The organism is uncultured Gimesia sp., assembly GCF_963972345.1.
In the GTDB taxonomy this organism is placed as follows: domain Bacteria; phylum Planctomycetota; class Planctomycetia; order Planctomycetales; family Planctomycetaceae; genus Gimesia.
In genome coordinates this window covers 1-21,420 of the sequence record NZ_CAXAVM010000070.1, presented here as the reverse complement: position 1 = coordinate 21,420, position 21,420 = coordinate 1, and the positions used below count along the sequence as shown (strand labels likewise).

17 protein-coding genes are annotated in these 21,420 nt (G+C 49.9%); 10 read left to right on the top strand and 7 right to left on the bottom strand.

What is annotated here, in order from left to right:
* Nucleotides 1-84: 84 nt before the first annotated feature.
* Entirely contained in the window at nt 85-1,092 is a 1,008-nt protein-coding gene (epmB, locus tag AACZ40_RS13635; protein WP_291169418.1) for an EF-P beta-lysylation protein EpmB, read from the top strand.
* Here the strand turns inward: epmB and murD are convergent.
* Entirely contained in the window at nt 1,089-2,513 is a 1,425-nt protein-coding gene (gene murD, locus AACZ40_RS13630) for a UDP-N-acetylmuramoyl-L-alanine--D-glutamate ligase (protein ID WP_291169420.1), read from the bottom strand. The genes epmB and murD overlap by 4 nt on opposite strands.
* 157 nt (nt 2,514-2,670) lie before the next feature.
* Here murD and AACZ40_RS13625 point away from each other — a divergent pair, with 157 nt between their 5' ends.
* A complete protein-coding gene (locus AACZ40_RS13625) occupies nt 2,671-4,638 on the top strand; it encodes a sodium:solute symporter family protein (protein WP_291169423.1) in 1,968 nt (655 codons plus the stop codon).
* 110 nt (nt 4,639-4,748) lie between these two features.
* Here AACZ40_RS13625 and AACZ40_RS13620 read toward each other — a convergent pair whose 3' ends face one another.
* Complete coding sequence (locus tag AACZ40_RS13620) at nt 4,749-5,213, bottom strand: hypothetical protein (RefSeq protein ID WP_291169425.1); 465 nt, start codon at nt 5,211-5,213, stop codon at nt 4,749-4,751.
* A 653-nt stretch (nt 5,214-5,866) separates the two neighbouring features.
* On the opposite strand from AACZ40_RS13620, the gene AACZ40_RS13615 reads away from it, so the two are divergent.
* The 4 genes from AACZ40_RS13615 to AACZ40_RS13600 all read left to right on the top strand — a co-directional run bounded on the left by AACZ40_RS13615 (nt 5,867) and on the right by AACZ40_RS13600 (nt 11,361).
* The gene (locus tag AACZ40_RS13615) at nt 5,867-6,979 is read left to right on the top strand and encodes a hypothetical protein (protein WP_291169427.1); all 1,113 of its coding nucleotides are present in this window, start codon (nt 5,867-5,869) and stop codon (nt 6,977-6,979) included.
* 71 nt (nt 6,980-7,050) lie between these two features.
* Nucleotides 7,051-8,010, top strand: a complete 960-nt coding sequence (locus AACZ40_RS13610) for a trypsin-like peptidase domain-containing protein (protein WP_291169430.1) — start codon at nt 7,051-7,053, stop codon at nt 8,008-8,010.
* A 330-nt stretch (nt 8,011-8,340) separates the two neighbouring features.
* Entirely contained in the window at nt 8,341-10,092 is a 1,752-nt protein-coding gene (locus tag AACZ40_RS13605) for a hypothetical protein (protein ID WP_291169432.1), read from the top strand.
* A 186-nt stretch (nt 10,093-10,278) separates the two neighbouring features.
* Nucleotides 10,279-11,361 (top strand): EF-hand domain-containing protein, encoded by a 1,083-nt coding sequence (locus AACZ40_RS13600; RefSeq protein WP_291169434.1) that lies wholly within the window; start codon nt 10,279-10,281, stop codon nt 11,359-11,361.
* 18 nt (nt 11,362-11,379) lie between these two features.
* Here AACZ40_RS13600 and AACZ40_RS13595 read toward each other — a convergent pair whose 3' ends face one another.
* From AACZ40_RS13595 to AACZ40_RS13585, 3 genes are all read right to left on the bottom strand, one after another.
* Nucleotides 11,380-12,057 carry a methyltransferase domain-containing protein gene (locus tag AACZ40_RS13595; protein WP_291169436.1) on the bottom strand — a complete coding sequence of 226 codons (678 nt, stop codon included), beginning with the start codon at nt 12,055-12,057 and terminating at the stop codon, nt 11,380-11,382.
* Between the two features lie 62 nt (nt 12,058-12,119).
* Nucleotides 12,120-13,061: an aminotransferase class IV gene (locus AACZ40_RS13590; RefSeq protein WP_291169439.1), complete on the bottom strand. Its 942-nt coding sequence runs from the start codon at nt 13,059-13,061 to the stop codon at nt 12,120-12,122.
* A 62-nt stretch (nt 13,062-13,123) separates the two neighbouring features.
* Entirely contained in the window at nt 13,124-13,675 is a 552-nt protein-coding gene (locus tag AACZ40_RS13585) for a hypothetical protein (protein WP_291169441.1), read from the bottom strand.
* A 240-nt stretch (nt 13,676-13,915) separates the two neighbouring features.
* Between AACZ40_RS13585 and AACZ40_RS13580 the strand changes: the two genes are divergently transcribed.
* The 4 genes from AACZ40_RS13580 to AACZ40_RS13565 all read left to right on the top strand — a co-directional run bounded on the left by AACZ40_RS13580 (nt 13,916) and on the right by AACZ40_RS13565 (nt 17,819).
* The gene (locus AACZ40_RS13580) at nt 13,916-14,836 is read left to right on the top strand and encodes an NAD(P)-dependent oxidoreductase (RefSeq protein WP_291169443.1); all 921 of its coding nucleotides are present in this window, start codon (nt 13,916-13,918) and stop codon (nt 14,834-14,836) included.
* 90 nt (nt 14,837-14,926) lie between these two features.
* Entirely contained in the window at nt 14,927-15,814 is an 888-nt protein-coding gene (gene dapA / locus AACZ40_RS13575; RefSeq protein WP_291169446.1) for a 4-hydroxy-tetrahydrodipicolinate synthase, read from the top strand.
* A gap of 100 nt (nt 15,815-15,914) precedes the next feature.
* A complete protein-coding gene (locus AACZ40_RS13570; protein ID WP_291169448.1) occupies nt 15,915-17,219 on the top strand; it encodes an ATPase, T2SS/T4P/T4SS family in 1,305 nt (434 codons plus the stop codon).
* A gap of 414 nt (nt 17,220-17,633) precedes the next feature.
* Nucleotides 17,634-17,819, top strand: coding sequence for a hypothetical protein (locus tag AACZ40_RS13565; protein ID WP_291169451.1), 186 nt, complete (start codon nt 17,634-17,636; stop codon nt 17,817-17,819).
* Nucleotides 17,820-18,015: 196 nt separating this feature from the next.
* On the opposite strand, the gene AACZ40_RS13560 is transcribed toward AACZ40_RS13565, so the two are convergent.
* On the bottom strand, nt 18,016-19,752 hold the full coding sequence (locus AACZ40_RS13560; protein ID WP_291169454.1) for a thiamine pyrophosphate-binding protein: 1,737 nt from the start codon (nt 19,750-19,752) through the stop codon (nt 18,016-18,018).
* Nucleotides 19,753-19,931: 179 nt separating this feature from the next.
* Nucleotides 19,932-21,420: hypothetical protein (locus AACZ40_RS13555; RefSeq protein WP_339674656.1), on the bottom strand; the 1,489-nt coding region annotated here is incomplete at its 5' end.

Sequence of the window (21,420 nt, the reverse complement as noted above, 5' to 3'; positions counted from 1 at the left end):
GCCAGAATTTGTAGAATCGACTCCGGGCGAACTGCTGATCTGCTTCGGAAACCTGAGACCACCTACTGGATTTCTAACTCTATCATGCCAACATTGCTTTCTGAAACGACCTGGCAAAAATCCCTTGCCCAGGCGATCCGTGATCCGCAGGAACTGATTTCCAGACTGAATCTACCTGAAGAGCTGCTGGAACCTGCCCGGAAAAGTGCCCATTTGTTCCCCGTTATGGTTCCCATCAGTTATCTGAACCGGATTGAGCCCGCCAATCTGAACGACCCCCTCCTGAAACAGATCCTGCCAATTGATCTTGAAAACGCGTTTGTTCCTGGTTTTGAGGCAGATGCCGTCGGCGATTTAAACGTGCGGGCGACCCCGGGCATGCTGCAGAAATACCATGGTCGGGCATTATTAATGGTCAGCGGTGCCTGCGCAATCCACTGTCGCTATTGTTTCCGCAGACATTATCCCTACGGTGATGAACCCCGCACACTTCAGGAATGGGAACCGGTCTGGCAGACCCTGCAGGCAGATTCGACGATTCAGGAAATTATTTTGAGCGGCGGAGATCCACTTCTGCTCACAGATCTTCGCTTCCATGATCTCTGTGAACGGATCGCTGCGATACCGCATGTAAAGCGACTCCGAATTCATAGCCGTCTGCCTGTGGTACTGCCTGATCGAATCCATGCTGGCCTGCTGGAAATGTTACAACGACTGTCAGAGCAGGGCACAATGCCCTGGATGGTCATTCATGTAAATCATCCCAATGAGATAGCCGCTGATGTAGAACATGCGATCAGACAGCTGCTGCAGGCTGGCATTCCGGTTCTGAATCAGTCCGTATTACTCAAAGGGATCAACGATACCACTGAGACGCTGATCGCATTATCGGAAAAACTGGTCAACCTGGGCGTTTTACCCTATTACCTCCATCAGCTGGATCGCGTTACTGGCACAGCACACTTTGAAGTCCCGGAAGCGCAGGGACGAAAACTGATTGAGGAACTCCGCACCCGACTCCCAGGCTATGCTGTGCCGCAGTATGTCCGGGAGATTCCCGGTGAACCCCACAAAACTTCACTGCTGGGTTAATCGGCTTCATTACTCTCAGAAAGCTCCTGAAACAACGCCTTAAACCGCTCACCGCGTTCGACAAAGCTGGAAAACCAGTCATAGCTGGCACAACCTGGTGAGAGCAAGATCACATCTCCCGGTGCCGATTGCTGAAACGCCCAGTTAAACGCATCTTCAAAGGATGCCTGAGGCTGCGAAATCAATGCGTGATCCTGCTTGAGAACGGAATCCTGGTGTGCCTGCATCAGATCATACATGAGCTTGCCGGTCTGCCCCATCAGCGCTGTGGCTTTAGTCTGGCACCGAAGTTGACTTATAAATCCCGAGAGATCGACCTGTTTATTGGAACCGCCCGCCAGCAGAATGACGGCACTCTGCGGAAAGGCTTCCAGCGCACAGATGGCTGATTCCGGGGTTGTCGCCAGCGAATCATTGTAGAACCATCGGTGCTGATATTCCCCCACATATTCCAGCCGATGGGGAAGTCCGTTGAAAGATTCGATCCCCTGAGTCAGATCCTGAGCCGCAATTCCCGCCGCCAGACATGCTGTCATCGCTGCAGCGGCATTGTACCGATTATGTATGCCGGGCACTTTCAGCCTGGGGAAGGGGACGGTTCTCTGATCTTTGATCTGAAAACACTCCTCATCAAAAAACAGATCCGGTAACCGGTCGGCCTGGGTCCCGAAATACAGAACTCTGCCGGGTGTGCTCCAGAATTGTAATTCCGGATCATCCTGATTGAGTACCGCCACATCCGTTTCGGTCTGCCAGCGCATGATTGCCTGCTTGGCTTGACGATAATGCGGAAGCGTCTCATGCCAGTCGAGATGATTGGGGCTGAAATTTGTGACAACGGCAATCTGTGGACTGGCCTGGATGCGATTAAGTGCTTCCAGCTGAAAACTGCTTAACTCGAGTACGACCCAGTCTTCGGATTGAATTTTTTCCAGTTCGGGCAACAGGCTGATGCCAATATTCCCTCCCAGCCAGCAACGTCGACCAGCGGCTTTCAGGATGCTGTGAATCATGGCGGTCGTCGTCGATTTTCCATTGCTGCCTGTGACCCCGATGACTCGTCCCGGATTGAGTTGCCAGAACAGTTCTATCTCACTGGTCACAGGAATCTGCTGTTGTGCAGCGTACTGTAACAGGGCATGTTCGGGGGGGATCGCCGGGTTGACGACCAGTAACTCGGTGACCGGTAATTCAGAGGACTGATCCCCGAGTTGAAACGTCACATCAGAGCATTTTTCCAGTTTTCGTAATGATTCCTGTAATGCCTCCGCCGGTTTGGCATCAATGACGGTGACCCGTGCCCCTTTCTCAGCTAGAAACCGGACGGTTGCCACGCCCCCACCAAATTTCCCGAGACCGAGCAGGGTGACATGCTTTCCGGCGAGGTCATTGTGCTGAATCGAATAGGACAGAATGTGCATGGAACGTGTTTAATTTCTCTGATCTGGTTAAAAAGATGAGTCCTGTCCACACAGGAAACGGCACAGGCATCAATAGGTTTGCATATTTTGTGAATCCGCGGTAGTCTGATTTCGAAACAATATTTATGAATCCCCTGTCCAAATTAAGGGTCAGCCCATGCTGCTTGCCGCTGAAAAGAATACCTGGTTGGGATTGCACACAGCCGACTGGATCATACTGGCTCTTTACTTTGTTGTCATTCTCGCCATTGGTCTCTGGTCTGTGACAAAGGTCAAAGATATGGCTGACTTCTTCATGGGGGGCCGCCGCTTCGGTAAGGTGTTCATGATGTTTTTTGCCTTTGGTTCGGGAACGAGCAGCGAACAGGCTATCAGCGTTGTCGCTGGTACCTGGCGGGCGGGTCTGGCAGGCATCTGGTGGCAGTTTCTCTGGTTGTGGGCCACGCCGTTTTACTGGATTGTCGCGCCACTGATGCGCCGTATGCGCGCCCTGACAACGGCCGACTTTTTTGAGACCCGTTTCAACGGGCCGACCGCCATTATGTATTCGTTTTACGGAATCGCAATTTCGATCACTTTTATTGCCGGCGGTTTATTTGGAACCGGAAAAATGGTTGATGCATTGACGGGCAACGAGTTGGATCGGCTGTCCGTTGAAGCGAATATCATGGTACCGGCAGCAGAATGGGATACGACCGAAAAAACGTTTCACATCACGGAACGTCGACTGCAGGGTTATGAGTTTGCCATTCTGGCGGTCACCATCATGTTTGTCATTTACGGGATGGCGGGGGGACTGGGAGCTGCCATCATCACCGACTTTATCCAGGGGATTTTGACGATCGTCTTTTCATTCCTGCTGCTGCCATTTGTTTTCTACGAAATTGGCGGGTTTGGCATGCTGCATCAGCAATCTGATCTCAAGCAGGGCATGCTGGATCTGACTGTCAGCCCCGAACTGGCCGCGACGATGGGAGAACCGATCACTCCCTTCTATGTCTGTATGCTTTCCATTACAGCACTGGCCGGAATCGTAATTCAACCGCATATCATGGGGGTCTGTGGAGCAGGGAAGACCGAATATGAAGGCCGTTTCGGATTCACCGTCGGTAATTTCCTGAAACGATTCTGCACGGTCGCCTGGACGTTTACCGGTCTGGCATGCATTGTCTGGTATATGGGTGATAACAGTCCTTTAAAAACGTCACCTGACCCGGCTGACCAGGCGGTCTACCAGTCGCTCCTGCTGCGCGCCAGCCCGGAATATGATCAGCTCTCCGTAGAAAAAAAAGTGGAAGTAGATAAAACGGACCGCGATTTCGCAGATAAGCTGTTTGGTATGGCGGCACATGATATTCTGCCACGGATTGCCCCTGGTTTAATCGGGCTGCTGCTGGCATCCCTGCTGGCAGCCGTCATGAGTACCAGTGATGCCCAGATGATTATTTCCAGTGGTTTATTTACGGAAAACATCTATCGTAAATGCATCGCGAAAAATAAATCGCAACGGCATTACCTGTGGGTCGGACGTATCGCAGGGCTGGTGATTGTGATCCTGGCACTGATTCTGCAGACGACTTTTACAGACATTATCGATGCCTTGAAAACCATCGTGAAAACTCCCGCCTGCATTGGAATCAGCCTCTGGTTTGGCATTGTCTGGCGACGCTGGAATGTTATTTCTGTCTGGGTCTCGACGATCACTGGAATTGTTGTCTGGTACATCGTCGCGTTTCACGCAGACACCTTATATAGTTCGGGGCTGCTGCCCGAGAGCATGTTCAAATCCGCAATTGAGATGAAAGACGTCTGGCAGATGTTCTGCTTCATGAGCCTGGCCGTACTCAGCGGTATATTGGTGAGCTTCCTGACTCCTCGACAATCCCCGGAGAAGCTGGACCATTTCTACAGACTGATGCATACCCCGGTCAGACTGAATGAAGTCATCGATTCTCCCTGCACTCTGCCGGCAGAGCCGGAACCGATGGGGAGAAAGATGTTTCCCAACTCGAAGGACATTGAAATCCCACGACCGACCTTTCAGGATCTGGCGGGATTTGCTCTGGCATGGTGTGGGGTTGCCGGGATTATCTTTCTGACCCAGTTTCTCGCGAAAGTGACATGAACCTCAAACCAATCCTGCTAAAGCAGCCTTATAGCGAGGCGTATAAAAACAGCCGGAAACGAAACTGTTCCCGGCTGTTAAATATTGTGATGAAGCTACTACTCTTTATATTAGCTGCGGTAAGTCACGGTGACTTTTCCACGGTGTGATTCAACGACCACGCTGTATTTCCCGTAATCAAAAATCTTACGTCGTCCATCTTTTCTGCAGCGAACGCATTCGCAGGCACAATCAGGGGCACAAATTTCCACAGCCACACATCCTGGTTCGCAACAGCTGTGTTTGGGTGCACAAGGATCGACAATCAATACAAGTTTCGGACTGGAACAGGGAGCAATGTTGCGAGGACGTTTGTATTTGACACAATCAAATACAGGAATCTCTTGTGAAGCAACATGGTGTTCATAAGGTTGAGGCGCCAACTCATGCATCGGTTCTGGACCAACTGCCGGCGGTAATGCAGTTGTCTGGCTCATTAACAGACCCTGTCCCAGATTGAATTCAGGACCCCGAGCGTGAGCAGTTGAAACGGTCAAGGCAATCATGCCTAACGTACAACAAACAATCTTGTTCATCTCTGAATACTCCTTTTGCTGCCCTGGTGAACTCCATTAAGGCAGCTGATTGATAAAAATCAATATTGTTTCCCCCGACAACGTGCTTGTTGGCATTCTCCAGAATGGACTTGATCAAGCAGATGAATAGTCAGTTCGTTTTCGCGGTTGTCCACCACTCAAAGTATACTCTACTGTCAATCCGAGTCGCACATTAATCAGCAAAGCAGATGAAAAACCGGTATCAGTTACGTACCTGATAAGGGTCAGAGATAATAAGTGGAGTTTGAGTTGACAAGGGATGGCCGTCAACTTTTTGCGTATTCCGCCAAACAGGCCTGCTTTTACTGATCGGAATAAATTAACAGGCAAACAGGTTCTATTTTATATAGATACATGCACTATTGCCGTTCATGATTGCTTTAGACACATGGGAAATTTGATTCAGGATCTGAGCGGGATCGAAGCTGTGTGTTATATTCCGGCAGCGTCACCAGTTGCATTGGAAGCGAGTATCGTCGTTTGAAAGACACTCTGGTGAAATGAGATCCTCTCCCGCATCATGTACAAATCGGAAGGGGAATTTTACAATCCGTTAGAGATGCAGTTGCAAGCCGTGCCCGGATAACACATAATCTAATTGGTTTAATTTCAAGGACTTGAGGGAGACATCCATGAACAGGCCGGCCTTCCGGTGGGACGGGAAACCGTTCTATTTTCTATTTGTGTTAATTTGCAGTACGCTGGGATCTGGCATCTTAACAGGATGTGGTGGAAGTGAACCCGCTCCCGTCACATCACAGCCAGCTCCCCAACCGACAACTCCTGCTCCCGTTACGCCCCCTCCGCAAGTCGCGCAAAACACACAGTCTACACCTGTGAAAGAACCAGCGAAGCAGGAAGACGGTCGTAAAATGATTGATGGAATCCCTTACGATGTCTGGTTTGATAATCCTCTTGCGGTCGCTGGAAATCAGCAGGCAGTCTCTCCCGTGGCGCTGCCTGGTAATACAGTCGCAGCAACTCCGACCAGTACGCCGTCGGCAACAGAAATGAAAACGGCTGATTCACAGCCTGCTTCTGCTGCGGGCGGAGTCGACTGGAAGACGATTATCCCGATGCCTGTTCTGGATTCACTGGTGAAAGATATCCGGAATCGACTGACGAAAAATATGCAGTCGGTCGGAACCTATAATACGAGTTACCTGGAATTACCCACATTTACTTCAACGCTGGCAGCGCTGGCCGGTATCGCGACAGAACATCCGGATGACATAGGCTGGAAAAAAAATGCCAAGTACTTACGTGATCTCGCAGCAGGTATCTCTTCGAAGCAGTTAATGCGTGGCGCCAAGTCATATCGTGAAATCCAAGTGCCTTATGAGCAGATGATCGTAATCATGAATGGCAGTCTCCCCGCCGGTGTTCCCGATTCGGAAGATAAGAAGCCACTCAGCGATGTGGCCTCCATGGGAGATCTGATGAAGCGGATCGACATTGCTTCGAAATGGTTAAAATCCAATGTGGGCAATGCAGACGCTTTGAAATCGGAAAAAGAAAAAGTCATTGAAGAAGCACATTTACTGGCAGCCGTCGCTAAAGTCATCACCACTGAAGGTTATGGATATGTCGATGACAAAGGCTTCCTCGGCCACGCGAATCCCATGATGGAAGCCAGCCTGCAAATGGTGGAAGCAGCGAAAGCCGACAACTTCCCTGAATTCGATAAAGGTTTAACCCGGGTTTATAAGGCCTGCACTGAATGTCACAGCGAGTATAAAGAATAGCATCACATGCATGACAGCTTTTGTGATACATCAAACTTCAGCACACCACAGTGAGAGAGGATATCGACGGAATGATTCGCAAGATTGGCCACCTCGGACTATTGCTTTGTTTTTCATTCACAGCCCCCGGATTAATCAGTACTGCAGATGCTGACTGGATCGAACTGGTCAGTGGTCACAAAATTGAAGGCGATGTCCTCAAGCAGAGCAACGACCACCTTCTAGTCGATATCGGCATTGAGGTGTTAAGAATCCCACTGGAACAGATTCGTTCGCGCAGCAAGTCAGAAAAAACGGCCGATGGCAAGATCCCGATTTCCAAAAGCAAAGATAAAATCTATTCGGTCGCTGAACTGCCCGTCAAAAGCATCAAAGAACTGGCCCGGCTTTATGGTGAAGCAGTGACACTCGTTCAAACCCCCAGTGGTTTGGGATCCGGCTTCATTATCAATGACCGGGGATATTGCGTCACCAATTATCACGTAGTTGAGAAAGAAACCAGGATTGCTGTCACCATTTTTCACCGGACAGCCACTGGTGAATTTCAGCGGCGTCAGATTAAAGATGTCGAAATCATTGCCTTAAATCCTTTTTTCGACCTGGCGCTTCTCAGAATTCCCTTACAGAAAGATTTCGCGTTCCGAACCGTCTATCTCGCTGAAAACGATCAACAGCGAGAAGGAGAAGAAGTCTTTGCCATTGGTAATCCGCTGGGGTTGGAACGTTCCGTTTCGCGGGGAATCGTCAGCACGCGCAACCGTAACATGCAGGGAATCGTCTATATCCAGACGACGACTCAAATCAATCCCGGCAACAGTGGTGGTCCCCTGTTTAATTCGCGGGGTGAAGTCATCGGGGTTACAAATATGAAACTGATTCTGGGGGAAGGGCTCGGGTTTGCCATCCCGATCACGTACGTCAAACATTTTCTTGATAACCGGGATGCATTTGCTTTTGACAAAACCAGTCCCAATACAGGCTATCGCTATTTTGATGCGCCCCGCAGAAAAACTCCGGAATCTGAGAAGTAAATAAAAAACTTGCAACCCGCGACACGGTTTCATGGTACTCCCCGCAGAGTAATTCTCGAAATCGTTTTTTGTCCCAGATCAGGATGAGACGCAGGTTGGGGTTGCCAGAAAAACAAGAATTGCTACAAATTAACAGTATGATTTTCGTCACGTTTGAAAGTATTAGACAGGGCCAAAAATCGGATCTAGACAGTGTCCCGTTTTACTATAGTGTCTTCAGGGCCAGCTGGTCCGAGTGTAACAGGTTGAGAGATGCTATGGTAAATGTGATGCGCTCTAGCGTGAGATTCCCTTAATATCCCCTCTGGAAGAGAAAGAATGAAGGCTCCCATGAGAAAGCCACTTTTGTTACTTACATTTATGTTCATGCAGGCGATGTTCCTGCTGACTGCCCAGGACTGCATTGCACAAGATCGTGTTTCCGCAGCACAGAGACTGCCCTCTGACGCACTGTTTTACTTTTCCATTCCAGACGTTGAAGTCATGGAAGAAAAGTGGGCAGAAACTTCGATGGCAGAAATGATCCGTGATCCTGCCTTTGCAGGCATGCGGGAAGATCTGGTAAAGCTGGTCGAGAAATACTCAAAAAAATTTGAGGATGAAACCAACCTGGGCCTGAGTAATGTCCTGAGCATTCCCAGTGGTGAATTCTGTCTTGCTTTCCTGAAAAGCAGCGAAGGGAAATTTGGTGGCGTGGCCTCTCTGGAGTATGGCGAGAGTGGCGAAACCCTGGAAAAAATTCTGGAAAAAACAGCCGAAGCCCTGGATAAGGAAGGCGCCCAACGCTCCATCCGCAGTGTCTCAGGAACCAAACTGGTCATCTTTTCATTTGAAAAGGATGACGCGGAAGACGAACCCGTCAAAGTTCCTCTTACCAGACAGTTTTCTTACTTCCTGAAAGATAAGACTTTTGTGGCTTCCAATGATGATAAGATTCTGGAAACCGTTCTAGCCAGCTGGGATGGTCAGGACCAAAAATCTCTGGCTGCCAAAAAAGAGTACCAGTACATTCAGAATAAATGTACTGATCCAGGCGCACCGGCAGTCGCAAAATGGTATCTGAATCCGATTGGCGCCCTGCAGTCCATCCTGGGTGTCGCCAGCCGTATTAATCCCCAGGTGGGAATGGTGCAGGGTTTTCTGCCTGCATTGGGAATTACCAACCTGAAAGCAGTCGGCGGTGCCAGTTTCATGGCGACTAAAAATTTCGATGCCATTTCCAAAACCTTCACCTATGTCGAGATGCCGACTTCCGGAATCCTTGAAATGTTCAAATGCCCGGCCGTGGCTCAGCAACCGCCAGTATGGGTCTCAGACAAAGTTTCTTCCTATTATTCCATCAACTGGAGTATCACAGGAGCTTATGATTCGGTGGAAACCCTGTTTGACGGATTCCAGGGACGACCTGGTGCCCTGGCTGCCGTCATCGATTCGATGGCCGATAATCCGGATGGCCCCAAAATCCACATTAAAAAAGACATCGTGGATAATCTCAGTGGTCGTATTCAGGTTGCGACCCAGATCGAAGAAGGAGAACAACTGGATCTGACTAAAATGTCTGGTCAGTTTACCGTGGCATTGGGTCTGAAAAATTCAGACGCTTTTCAGAAAATTATCGCCTCGGTGACCGCCCGGGATGATTTCCCCGGACAGGCACGCGAATTTCAGGGAACCACCCTGTATGAACTTCCTGGTGAGGTCATCAATTCTCCGACCTCAGCAGGTTTCTGCATCGCGGAAAATCAGCTGTTTATCTCAAACGATGTACAACAGATCGAAAGTGTTTTGAGAAAAGACCGTGGGGCGGGTTCGTTGATCAACGATGCAAACTACAAACTCATTGCAGAAAACTTTCCTGACAAGACGTCCATGATCACTTACCAGAACGCAGATGCCCAGGTCCAGGCCGTCTATAACTTCGTCAAGAAGAATGAATCAATGATTGATATCGAAGGCATTGATATGTCAAAACTTCCCCCTTACAGCTTCTTCCAGAAGTATCTGCCTGTATCCGGCGGTTATACGATCCCCGATGATCAGGGTTTCTTTACTTCGACTTTTTCAGTGAGAAAATCGAAATAAGCTCCTGATATCAGCATGTTTTTTATTAAACCCGGTGAGTCCGCTCGCCGGGTTTTTTCATTACCCGGCTCTGTTTTTCAGAAACGACCAATACTTTTCAGTCCAGGTGAAGTTAAATAAGGAGTAAAGGACTCACGCAGTATTCAGTCCTCGTCTGATTTCAGTAGACCCATGAAAGGGGCGACCATGCAGTATTCATTCTATTCACTGGCGGTACTGGCTGCACTGGGATTCTCTACCGGCCACCTGTCCGCCGCTCCAGAGCAGAACGAATCCGCGTCAGAGAGTATTTTTCAGCAACTCGACAAAAACTCAGATGGCACTTTGACAGCCGAGGAAGTCCCACAGGAGAAAATGCGGTTTTTTGACCACCTCATTCGAACGGGGGATCACAACAAGGATGGCAAGCTCACAATAGAAGAGTTTGAAGCGAGTCTGAAACAGGAAGACCGGAAATTTCCTGCTGCTGGTGATGGCGACCAGGACCGGAATCGCCGCGGCATGCAGGAGTTCATGAAGCGTCTGGATCGCAATGGTGATCAAAAAATATCCCGCGACGAATTACCGGAACCCCTTCGTGATCGAATGGACCCGCTTTTCAAGCGAATGAATACCGATGAGATTTCCCTAGAGGCACTACAGCGTTTTGGCAGCATGAATCGCGGCAGACCCGATGGAGACCGCAGAGAACGTTCTCGTCCCGGGGATGAAAAGAGGAACCAGGATCGATACGAGCGTTTTTTCCAGTCGCTGGATACGAACAAGGATGGCAAACTGACACTTGAGGAAGCGCCGGAAAGAGGAAAACCGATTCTGAAACAGATCTATCGGCAGGCCAATAAAGATGCCGACAGCCCTCTCTCGAAACAGGAATTCACAGAAGCTGTCAGACAATTTCGCCCTGATCAAAAACCAGCAGAACGGGAACGGGACACTGAAATGAATCGCCCCGAAATGAGTGATCGTCCCGAACGCAGACGCGGTGATTTTCCGGGAAGAATGTTTCAACCCGCATTCATGAAATCGCTCGATACGAACCAGGATGGAAAACTGGATTCCCAGGAGTTGGAACAGATACAGACTCTCTTGAAACAGTTGGACCGTAATGGAGATGGCTCGCTGGATCTGCGGGAACTGATGGGAGGCGACCGAAGTACTTTTAATCCCCGGGGCCGGGAACGGGAACGTATGAATCGCCCGCGACGCCCCTCAGAAGACACTCCGGAAAACAAGCAGCCTGAAAGCAAATCGGAAAAACCCGAAGCGTAATCGATAGATCTCGTGAGATCATGACTGGTTTTGAGAGGCAGTTTGCTCCAGCGCGGGTGAGCTGCCTTTTTCTTTCTGCAGATGTTGAACCCAGGCAGGAGGCAGGTTGCACCAGACCCAGTTTCGGCGAATCCGGAATTGACGCGTATAGTCAACCATGATCTGGTCAATTTCACGAATTCGCTGGTTTTCTTCTCCCCGGGAGACCACCTTGCGGACCGGTCGTACATACATGTATTCAAAATACGAGAGTACGCCCCCCGGCTTCAGCAGGCGAAAATACGCTTTGAAAATATCACTGACCAACTCTGTCGGGAAATTATTTAATGGCAGGCCGGAAACAATAAAATCATATTCTTCCCCAGCGCCATAATCCTGTAAGGGACAGTTATGGATTGCGGTCTGAAGTTTGATTTCCCGAAAGCCCTGTTCGGTATCAAAGCGCTGATGCAGGATCTCAACAAATTTATCATTCAACTCGACCAGATCAAGTTGATCGCCCGGGCGAATCTGTTTGACGATCTCCCTGGTAACAGCGCCCGTACCCGGGCCGATTTCCAGAACTTTCTTGAGCCCCTGATGCTGCTTCATCGGACCAGCCATATTTGCGGCCAGAAAACGACTGCTGGGAGCAATCGCGCCTGTGGTTTCGAAAGTCGTTCGAAACTGCCGAAAGAATTCCAGATAATGTGACAAGAGCGTAATTCCTGATCGCTAATCTATAGGAATGGATTTGAGTGGGTAAGTCTACCTGACAATTATGAAAGTGCCTGACGACGCGCTGCGCCGATTTCCCGGGCCTGCTGTAAAATATCAATTCCCACCGCCTGGCTCCAGGCATTCAGCAATTTCTGATAAACGGGCCCGGGTTTTCCTGCTGACAGCAGATGGTTTTCAAAGCGGGTAACAGGCATCAGACAATATGCTGTTGAAGACGTCAATGCTTCGTCCGCTTCGAGAATCATATTGGGGGAAATATCTGTTTCCTGATAGTCCAGTCCCAGCTGGTTTGCCAGCCGAACGACCATTCTCTGACTGATCCCTCCCAGGATAAATTCAGGACGTGGAGCGAGTATCCGGTTTCCCTGTACCAGAAAAAAGTTACCGATCGTTGTTTCTGCGACATAACCTGCCGGATCGAACAATAAGGCAGAAGCCTCCGGGTTATTCTGGCGAACCAGTTTTTCAGCGCGATACAGGTGAATCCTGCTGCGTGATTTCACTCCCGGATCAAAAATCGCTGCATTGAGGGGCTGAACCTCGGATTTCATCAGATACTGTCCAGTTGCGTATTTGCGATCCCAGAGTTCAAACGCCAGTGGGAACGTGTGCACGCAAACAGTCGGGGTTTGACACGCCTCTCGTGCAGCCAGCCCCAGATAAGGCAGATTGTGACCGGCGGTGATAAAGACGGTCATCCCCAGATCATGCTGACCTGATAACAAGGCTGCATTTCTCTCAACCAGCGATTCGCAAACCTGTTTCAGTTCCGAGAGAGTGACTGGCGATTCAATCCCCAGATAGTCGAGGGCGGAAAACAACCTTTCGAGGTGATCGTCCAGCATAAACAGCTGATGTTGAAATGTCCGCACCATCTCTGTAACCGACGCGCCATACACGATCCCCAGATCAGTTACCGCCAGCTTTGCTTCAGAATCGGGAATAAAGGCGCCATTCAAGTACGCCTGTGCTTCAGTCATGGACAAAGATTCGTTCAGGAAAGAGAGACCGTAGAAAATTCTAACTAGATGTTACCCGCAGATCAGTATCCGTAATACACAACCGGCTGTGAATAAGAGGCATTGGAATAGACGGGATAGGGCATGGGAGCAGGATAAGTCGGTGGGTACTGCGAGTTTAAATAAGGTCTCCTGCCGAATAATCGAACCTGTAAATACATCGTGTTGGCAATCATGCGGCATCCGAGAGGAAACGCAGAGCAGTTACACCGGCGATGCAATTCATTCCGGAACTGTAAATCACAATACCGCCGACTGATACCGGGTACCTGGTAGCAGCGATCGTGCTGAGAGCAACTGCCTCTGAAATCCGCTCCCATGAAACCCTGTGGCGTCAACATCTGAAGCAGGGGAGCCCCATCAGGGCCACACGGATATCCATTCCCACAGGTCTGTGCCTGCAGATCAGAACTTCCCAGGCAGATGCCGGCCAAACAGAACATCCACCATGCAATCGATTTCAATTTCATAACGTAACCTGAATTCCCATCTCCAAATAATTCAACCAAAGCCAGACACTGTTCAAAAGCGCGGGCCAGATCGTCCGTATGATTTTCACCGCTGAGCAATCGCATGGCAAGTTTCTTTTGCCCATCTGGCTGAATTCCTGTCAGAAAAGGGGCCTGCAGGCGTGATAGTTGACAAAAAAATGAACCAGTCATATGACTTCTGAGTCCGACCTCGATATACTGCGAAGGAGAATGATTGGTCTAACTTGAGATATACCAATCATTTTTTTACGATTTGGATGGACATAACCACATTGATCATTGAGTAATTCGACGCAACTGAATCAGATAAAAGGATTGAAGAAAATGGCGATACCAACCATTCAACCAGGTCAGACGAAAATTGGCTGGATCGGAACGGGAGTCATGGGTGCCAGTATGGTGGGCCACCTGATGGACGCGGGTTTTTCAGCAACTGTGTACAATCGCAGCAAATCCAAAGCCGAACCACTCATTAAGAAGGGGGCAAACTGGGCTGATTCTCCCAAACAGGTCGCGGAGAATTCCGACGTCATCTTTTCCATCGTAGGCTTTCCTGCCGATGTCAGAGAAGTCCTTCTGGGAGAGCAGGGAGCTCTGGCTGGCGCAACTGCAGGCAAGATCCTGGTGGATATGACGACAAGCGATCCTTCCCTGGCCGTGGAAGTAGCAGAAGCCGCCCAGGCCCAGGGAGTCTACAGTGTGGATGCCCCGGTTTCCGGCGGCGATGTGGGCGCCAAAAACGGAACCCTGTCCATCATGATAGGTGGCGACGAGGCTGTTGTCAAAGCGCTCAAACCCTGCTGGGATGCGATGGGAAAAACCATCGTCTACCAGGGGGAGCCAGGTTCAGGTCAGCACACCAAGATGGTCAATCAGATTCTGATCGCGACCAACATGATTGGTGTCTGCGAAGCATTGCTGTACGGTTATAAAGCCGGTCTGGATCTGCCTACCGTACTGGAGTCCGTAGGCAGCGGGGCTGCTGGCAGCTGGTCTCTCTCAAACCTGGGACCACGGATTATGGATAACAATTTTGATCCCGGTTTCTTTGTCGAACACTTCATCAAAGACATGGGAATTGCACTGGCAGAAGCCAAAGCAATGAACCTGAGTCTGCCCGGCCTGGCTTTAGGACACCAGCTTTATCTGGCCGTCCAGGCACAAGGGCATGGGCGGAACGGAACACATGCCTTGCAGCTTGCGCTGGCTTCATTATCGAATGTCGACTGGGAACAGCGATCTTAGGGCATTCATTCACACGCAACCGATCATCAAGAAGAACTGACCCGGCCAAACTGAACTGGCGGGAAGAATTTGTATTAAGGTATTAAAAGCATGGCGAATCAAAGTGACCTGTTCGCAGGTCTTGCGGTAGCAATGATCACCCCGTTTCAGAATGGTGAAATCGATGAGACAGCGCTCCGCGCCCTGGTCGATTACCATGTGGAACAGGGAACCGACACCTTGTGTCCGGTGGGAACCACTGGAGAATCACCGACCCTGTCCCACGATGAGCACAAGCAGGTGATCTCGATCGTCTGTAATCAGGCTGCTGGCCGAATCAAAGTTATGGCGGGTACTGGCTCCAACAGTACGCGTGAAGCGATCGAGCTGACCAAATATGCCCACGGTGCAGGAGCCGACGGGGCCCTGCATGTGGCTCCCTATTACAACAAGCCGACACAGGAAGGGTTCTTCCAGCACTACCAGGCCATCGCAGAATCGGTCGACATTCCGATCGTCATCTATAATATTCCCGGTCGGACAGCGAAGAACATTGAGCCGGAAACCATTATTCGCCTGGCGGAAATCCCGAATATCGTTGCCGTCAAGGAATCCACCGGTTCCATGGACCAGGCTTCGCACATCCTGTCTGCCTGTGATCTGGCAGTTTTATCAGGCGATGACAGCCTGACTCTGCCTTTGATGGCATTAGGCGGGAAAGGCGTGGTTTCTGTCGTGGGAAATATTGTCCCCGGTGATGTCAAAAACATGCTCAACGCTTTCAATGCAGGAGATTTAGCGCTCGCCCGCGAATGGCATTTCAAACTGTTTGCCCTGTGCCGCAATCTGCTGGGACTGGCAACCAATCCCATTCCCATTAAAGCGGCCATGCAGCTTCTCGGTCGAGATAACGGCGAAGTCCGCCTGCCCATGACTCAGTTGGACAGTAGTTCAATGCAGGTTCTGGAAAAAACGCTGCGGGATTATGGTCTGCTTTAAGAATTCCGCTAAACTAAACAGCATTAACGGTTGCTCCGGGTAAGAGATTCCAGGAACAATTTTCAGTTAGGCACTTAACCTGTTTCAAGAGGTATCTCTGGTGATATTTGGTTTTGGAAAATCCCGGGATGATGACGACGACGATTTCGAAGAAGAAATCGAGCCGGTCTCATTTCAAGGGGCACTCAACGGTCAACCTGCAAATCTGAAAGACAATGCACGGCTGGTAAAAGCAGGTCTGATGACCGCAAAAAACATCATCACTGACGCACTGGCATTGCGTTCCGAATACATACGGTTTGAACCAAAGGGCGAGCGATACCAGGTTCTGTTTTATGTCGATGGTGTTCCCAGCCCTGGCGCGAAACTTTCCAAGCAGCAGGGAATGGCCGTTGTGCAGGTCATCAAGCTGTTATCGGGCTTAAATATCCAGGAACGCAAACGCCCGCAGTCAGGCGGAGTTGCGGCAGAGCTGGAAGAAGTCTCCTACCAGTTAAGGGTGGCTACTGCACCGACACCCGGAGGCGAGCGACTCTCGATCAAAGCAATTAACCTCAAACATCCCCTGGATCGCGCTGACGATATCGGCATTACCGAGGAAATCAAAGAAAAGATCCGGGAGTTAAGCCAGTCACGCAATGGACTGGTCATGATAAGTGGTCCCCCCAATTCCGGTACGACGACGACAACTGTTGGCGTGGTACGTTCGGTAGACGCTTATCAATATACGATCTTTGCATTGGCCGATCCTGAACATCGTGAATTGAGCCATATCGCAACCCTCGATAAAAAAGAAGGGGACACATTTGACGACGAATTGCGCAGAATCATCCGCATGGAAGCAGATATCATTTATCTGAATCCGATTACGGATGAAAAATATGTCGCCAGCATCCTGAATGTCGCGGATGAAATCACCATGATTGCGGAAATTTCCGCGAAAGATTCGATTGCCGGTATTATCAAATACTGCCAGCTGGCAGGCAGTATGGAAAAGGGAGTGAATTCTCTCAAAGCCGTGATTGGGCATAAACTGATCAGAACACTGTGCGATCAATGTAAGGAAGCATTTCGCCCCAACCCGAAGCTCATTGAGAAAATGGGGCTCCCGAAATCCACGAAAATGTTGTATCGTCCTCCCCGCCAGACCGTGGACGATGATGGCAACGAGATCGAGCCCTGTGAGAAGTGTGATGGCGTAGGATACTACGGCCGTACGCTCTTGCTCGAAATGATCGATATGACAGATGAAATGAAGCAGCTGATCATCAGTGGTGCCGAGCCGGCAAAAATCAAGGCATTCGCCAGAAAACAGGATATGCCCAGCTTCCAGAAAGATGGCATCCGGCTGGTGGCGGAAGGGAAAGTTTCCATGGACGAATTGCAGCGCGCCTTCAAATCGTAAATCAGGCCAGACTGAGATTGATCGAGCCAGGCACGACTCCGCTGGGGTTCGCAGTCCATCCCTTTGCACGCACCGCAAGATACCTGTACGGTAACCCACCCCACGCCATATCTATGTTCTGCCGACTTTCTTTATACTAAATCTTGTCCGATTAAGCAGAATATACCGAAGATTCCGGTTTTATGTGTCGATAAAAGAGGTACACACGTTGTAGTTTTGTGTGGCCTTGCAATCACTTCCTATCGAAGTGACTGGATTCAGTACAAGGATGGACTGTTCCCAAGGTGTTCCCGGCTCCTGTCTTACCCTGTTTACACGTCTCCCCAACAGGTGCCATTCGACAACATTTTCATTCCGAGGAAAATCATGGTGATTCGCCAGCTAAAAAATTGGTCAAGTGTTGGAGTTCTGGGCTTGGCATTGATCGGATTAACCAGCACCGGTTGCCAATCCAGCATTGGTGGCCAGACACTGCCTTCAGCGTATTACCTGAATGACGATGTGCAGTTCTATCCGGCAGGCCCTGAAGAACAGCTCTACAATCAGCGGGAAGTCCTGGAACAATACAAAATGGAACGCAAACTCCAGCAGGATCAATAACATTCTCTCAACATGACAGCAGGCGTGGCTTTAGTCAGCCTGCTGTTTTTGCCACCAGTGACTCCAAACAGGGGGGACCCTTTCGCGTCTAAAGACAGTTCAATGCGCTGGATTATTTGAACTGTCAGCGAAAGGACATTAGCCGGACGCAGAGAACGGGACTCTCGCCCGGCTTTTTTTCTTTTTTTTGTCGCTGCTATAACTGCTTCGACATCTTATCTGCCAGTCGTGTCAGGGCAGGGCTGACGTCAGTCGGTTTGAGATGCACGTTAATGACACTCAAACTATCCTTGTTTGCGAGAGCCGCCTTGAGGGCTTTTTCCAGGTCGCCTTCCGTGCTGACTTCAAAGCCCCAGCCACCGCCGATCAGATCGGTGATATTATGGTATTTCCAGTCGGGAATATCATTGAACGGGCCTTCCTGCAGAAATCGCTCGGTGGTGTAGCCCTTATTATTGAGGACGATGACAATCGGGTTGAATCCCAGCTTGAGTGCCGTCGAAAGCTCAAGACATGTCATTTGAAACGCACCATCGCCTACCAGAACAATCGGCCGCAGCCTCTGATTCGCAACCTGCGCTCCGAGGGATGCCGGGATCGCAAATCCCATCGATGTATAATAGGCAGGACTGAGAAACTTGGTGTGCGTATTGATCATCAGGTCGACCGCCCCGAACAGGCAATCACCGACATCCGTAACCACCACAGTCTCGTCAGTCAGAATCTGATTGATACTTTCAAAGAGGTGCTTTGTGGAGACAGGCTGGGCCGGTTTGACTTTGAATTCCAGCTGCTGTGGGCGGACATTTTCAGGAATTTTCCGCGTAACCACCTTCATTTTCTGTTTTTCCAGGCCTGTGACAAAGTCTGAGAAAATCACATCATGAAAGTGATGATAACTGATGCGCAATTTTTCACTGGTCGCATAGATGCATTTCCCCGGATCCAGGTGAGCTGTATAAATGCCGAGATTGATGTCTGTCATGAATGTTCCCAGCAGTATGACGCAGTCACTCTCTTCGACATACTTTTGCACTTCACTGCGCCCCATGGCCCCTTCATAAACTCCCAGGTAAAGCGGGTGAGACTCACTCACCACGGACTTACCCAGAATCGTGGCACACATGGGTATTTTGAATTTTTCAGCAAAGCCCAGCACCTCTTCCCGCAGTCCAAAGCGATGAACTTCAACTCCAGCGATGATGACAGGCTTTTTACTGGCTTCGATTAATTCCTTCGCTTCTGCCAGCGATTCCCGCAATGCATGCTCATCACTGACCGGTTGGCTGTCATCAGGTACATGCGGAATTACCGCCTGCTTGTGGACACAATCTCGAGGCAGTTCCAGATAAACCGGACGTTTGAATCTGACACACGCTTCCAGGCAGCGATCGATCTCCTGAAAAGCAGTCATGGGATTATCGAGTAAGGCTGTGGCGACGGTAATTTTTTCGAAGACATCACGCTGTGTATGAAAATCTTTCACACGGTGGTGGAGCAGGGGGTCTTTCGCCCGTTCCGACATGCCCGGTGCACCACTGATGACAATTACCGGAGATTTTTCTGCATAGGCACCTGCAATGGAATTACACAGGCTCAAACCACCCACACAATAGGTTACACAGACGGCACCCAGCCCATGCACGCGCGCGTAACCATCGGCGGCATAGCCGGCATTATCTTCCCTTGTTGTTCCCACGACACGAATCGGACTCTCTTCCAGCATTCCATAAAACTGCAGAACGAAGTCGCCGGGAATCCCAAACAGATCTGTTACCCCGTAATCCTGTAACCGCTGAATCAGATAGCTGCCAATGGTATGTACTTTTCCATTCTGCTTTTCTGCTTTGGAACGGGAGACCTGTTTTGCAGCCACTCGTGATTTCGAGGATGAGGCGGGCCTGGAACTGGTAGTGGATTTTCGAGCTGACATCTCAATTCCTTCCTTGCAGTTATGATGATTCAATCAGAGAAATCGTGATCTATTGATAGTCTACGAATATTATAACATGCGCGTGGGGCAGAATAAGAGACTATCTCATAAACCATTTCGAGAATATCACTTACAGCCCGTGAACTATACGTAAGACAGGCAGGCTAAACCCAACAGATTTACCGCTGGAGCAGTTTCCTGATCCCTCTGCGTTCCGCATGTCTTACCGGAGCCTGTTCACCGTGAGGAGTGACTGACTGCTCGGGAGTATCTCCAAACTGTCCCCAGTAGCTGCTTAAGAGCCGATAACAGTCGAGATAGCGTTGGGAATCCCAGGCCAGAGACAGCGTCGAAACCAGCTTCGTCAACTGGCGGTCATCTTCAGGCGATATCTGATGGATCTGCAAATCCACGTCATCAATCCACAATTTCTCTGCCCCCAGTTTTTCCACTACGATATGGGCATTCCGGACTTGGTCAGCGGGAATATCCTTGACGCGAAACAGGTATTTACGCCACTGCTGATCAACAGAAATGATCGCTGACTGTACTTTCAGTTTCCCATTCTGTTCTGCTTCCATGGCAATCCGAACCTGCATATCACTGGCGGTGGACTTCATCCAGACACTCATATTCAGATAACGGGAATCGTTGAGCGGAATTTCATTCGTGCGAAGAAAGTTATTTCCCGGCGTATTTCCCAGAAGCAGTGACGTTTTGCCGGAATGGGCTTCGGTCGAATCAATCGTCCAGGCATTTCCCTGTGAAATCTTCGATTCCCAGCCAGCCAGGATATAATCCCGCGAACTTTTCGTTTCAAAGTCGGCATGAAAAATAACAGCCGTCAGTTCATCCATGGACTGGTGCAGCTTCACCAGACTTTGTTTTTTCTGCTCAATTTTGGCCTGCAGATGCATCAGATCCGGTTCTGCCAGGTTGCAACGAACTGCCTGGACTTGAATTTGCGAATCATCAATTCGAAATGCCTGAAAGTCAAATGGCTCCAGCATGATTGAATACCGTCTCAACCCACCCTCCGCTGGTTTGCCAGTCAGGGACTCACCCGATTTAAGAGATATCAGGGGTGCCTCCGAGGGAACTGTGATTTCAAATGTGACCTGGCATCGATAGGGAAAATCATTGACGACATAGAAAAACGCTTTTTCTTTCCCGCGCGACAGGCGGGTGATCACCGGTTGTGAGGCGGCTTCAATTGTCTGAAACGGGCGCGAAGGCAGTTGCTGAAACTGACGGCGTATCGATTCGGTTGCCTGTTCCTGGCCGAAGGGAATGGTCCAGCCGCCATCAAAAATGAAATAAGGATCCTGCCTGGCAATGGAATGAATGTATCGGTTGCGGTTCGATTGACCGGCTGGCATCGCCTGCGAAACCAGCCAGGTAAAGGCAGGCTGCCAGGGAGAAATGCTGTCAAATTCGGCGATCCGGATTTCGACTGGCTCATGATAAAACAAAGCACCACTGATGCGAGATTTAAAAGCATCATCTACCGTCGGATGTGTATTCAGGAGATGTGCCAGCGACGAGTTCTGCTGTTGTGAATCGAATTGACCCGGCCTGAGGACAACGGCATTTTCGATCTGATCATAATGCGAAAAATCGAGGCCCATTTCCATCAACACAGGGCGAAACATCGCTCCCGCCTTGAGG

What these genes read in the sequence shown, in the direction of transcription:
- AACZ40_RS13580 (WP_291169443.1), top strand. Translation starts at nt 13,916, where the DNA reads ATGGCGATACCAACCATTCAACCAGGTCAGACGAAAATTGGCTGGATC.
- AACZ40_RS13600 (WP_291169434.1), top strand. Translation starts at nt 10,279, where the DNA reads ATGCAGTATTCATTCTATTCACTGGCGGTACTGGCTGCACTGGGATTC.
- murD (WP_291169420.1), bottom strand. Translation starts at nt 2,513, where the DNA reads ATGCACATTCTGTCCTATTCGATTCAGCACAATGACCTCGCCGGAAAG.
- AACZ40_RS13560 (WP_291169454.1), bottom strand. Translation starts at nt 19,752, where the DNA reads ATGTCAGCTCGAAAATCCACTACCAGTTCCAGGCCCGCCTCATCCTCG.
- AACZ40_RS13615 (WP_291169427.1), top strand. Translation starts at nt 5,867, where the DNA reads ATGAACAGGCCGGCCTTCCGGTGGGACGGGAAACCGTTCTATTTTCTA.
- epmB (WP_291169418.1), top strand. Translation starts at nt 85, where the DNA reads ATGCCAACATTGCTTTCTGAAACGACCTGGCAAAAATCCCTTGCCCAG.
- dapA (WP_291169446.1), top strand. Translation starts at nt 14,927, where the DNA reads ATGGCGAATCAAAGTGACCTGTTCGCAGGTCTTGCGGTAGCAATGATC.
- AACZ40_RS13585 (WP_291169441.1), bottom strand. Translation starts at nt 13,675, where the DNA reads ATGCGATTGCTCAGCGGTGAAAATCATACGGACGATCTGGCCCGCGCT.
- AACZ40_RS13590 (WP_291169439.1), bottom strand. Translation starts at nt 13,061, where the DNA reads ATGACTGAAGCACAGGCGTACTTGAATGGCGCCTTTATTCCCGATTCT.
- AACZ40_RS13620 (WP_291169425.1), bottom strand. Translation starts at nt 5,213, where the DNA reads ATGAACAAGATTGTTTGTTGTACGTTAGGCATGATTGCCTTGACCGTT.
- AACZ40_RS13625 (WP_291169423.1), top strand. Translation starts at nt 2,671, where the DNA reads ATGCTGCTTGCCGCTGAAAAGAATACCTGGTTGGGATTGCACACAGCC.
- AACZ40_RS13605 (WP_291169432.1), top strand. Translation starts at nt 8,341, where the DNA reads ATGAGAAAGCCACTTTTGTTACTTACATTTATGTTCATGCAGGCGATG.
- AACZ40_RS13610 (WP_291169430.1), top strand. Translation starts at nt 7,051, where the DNA reads ATGATTCGCAAGATTGGCCACCTCGGACTATTGCTTTGTTTTTCATTC.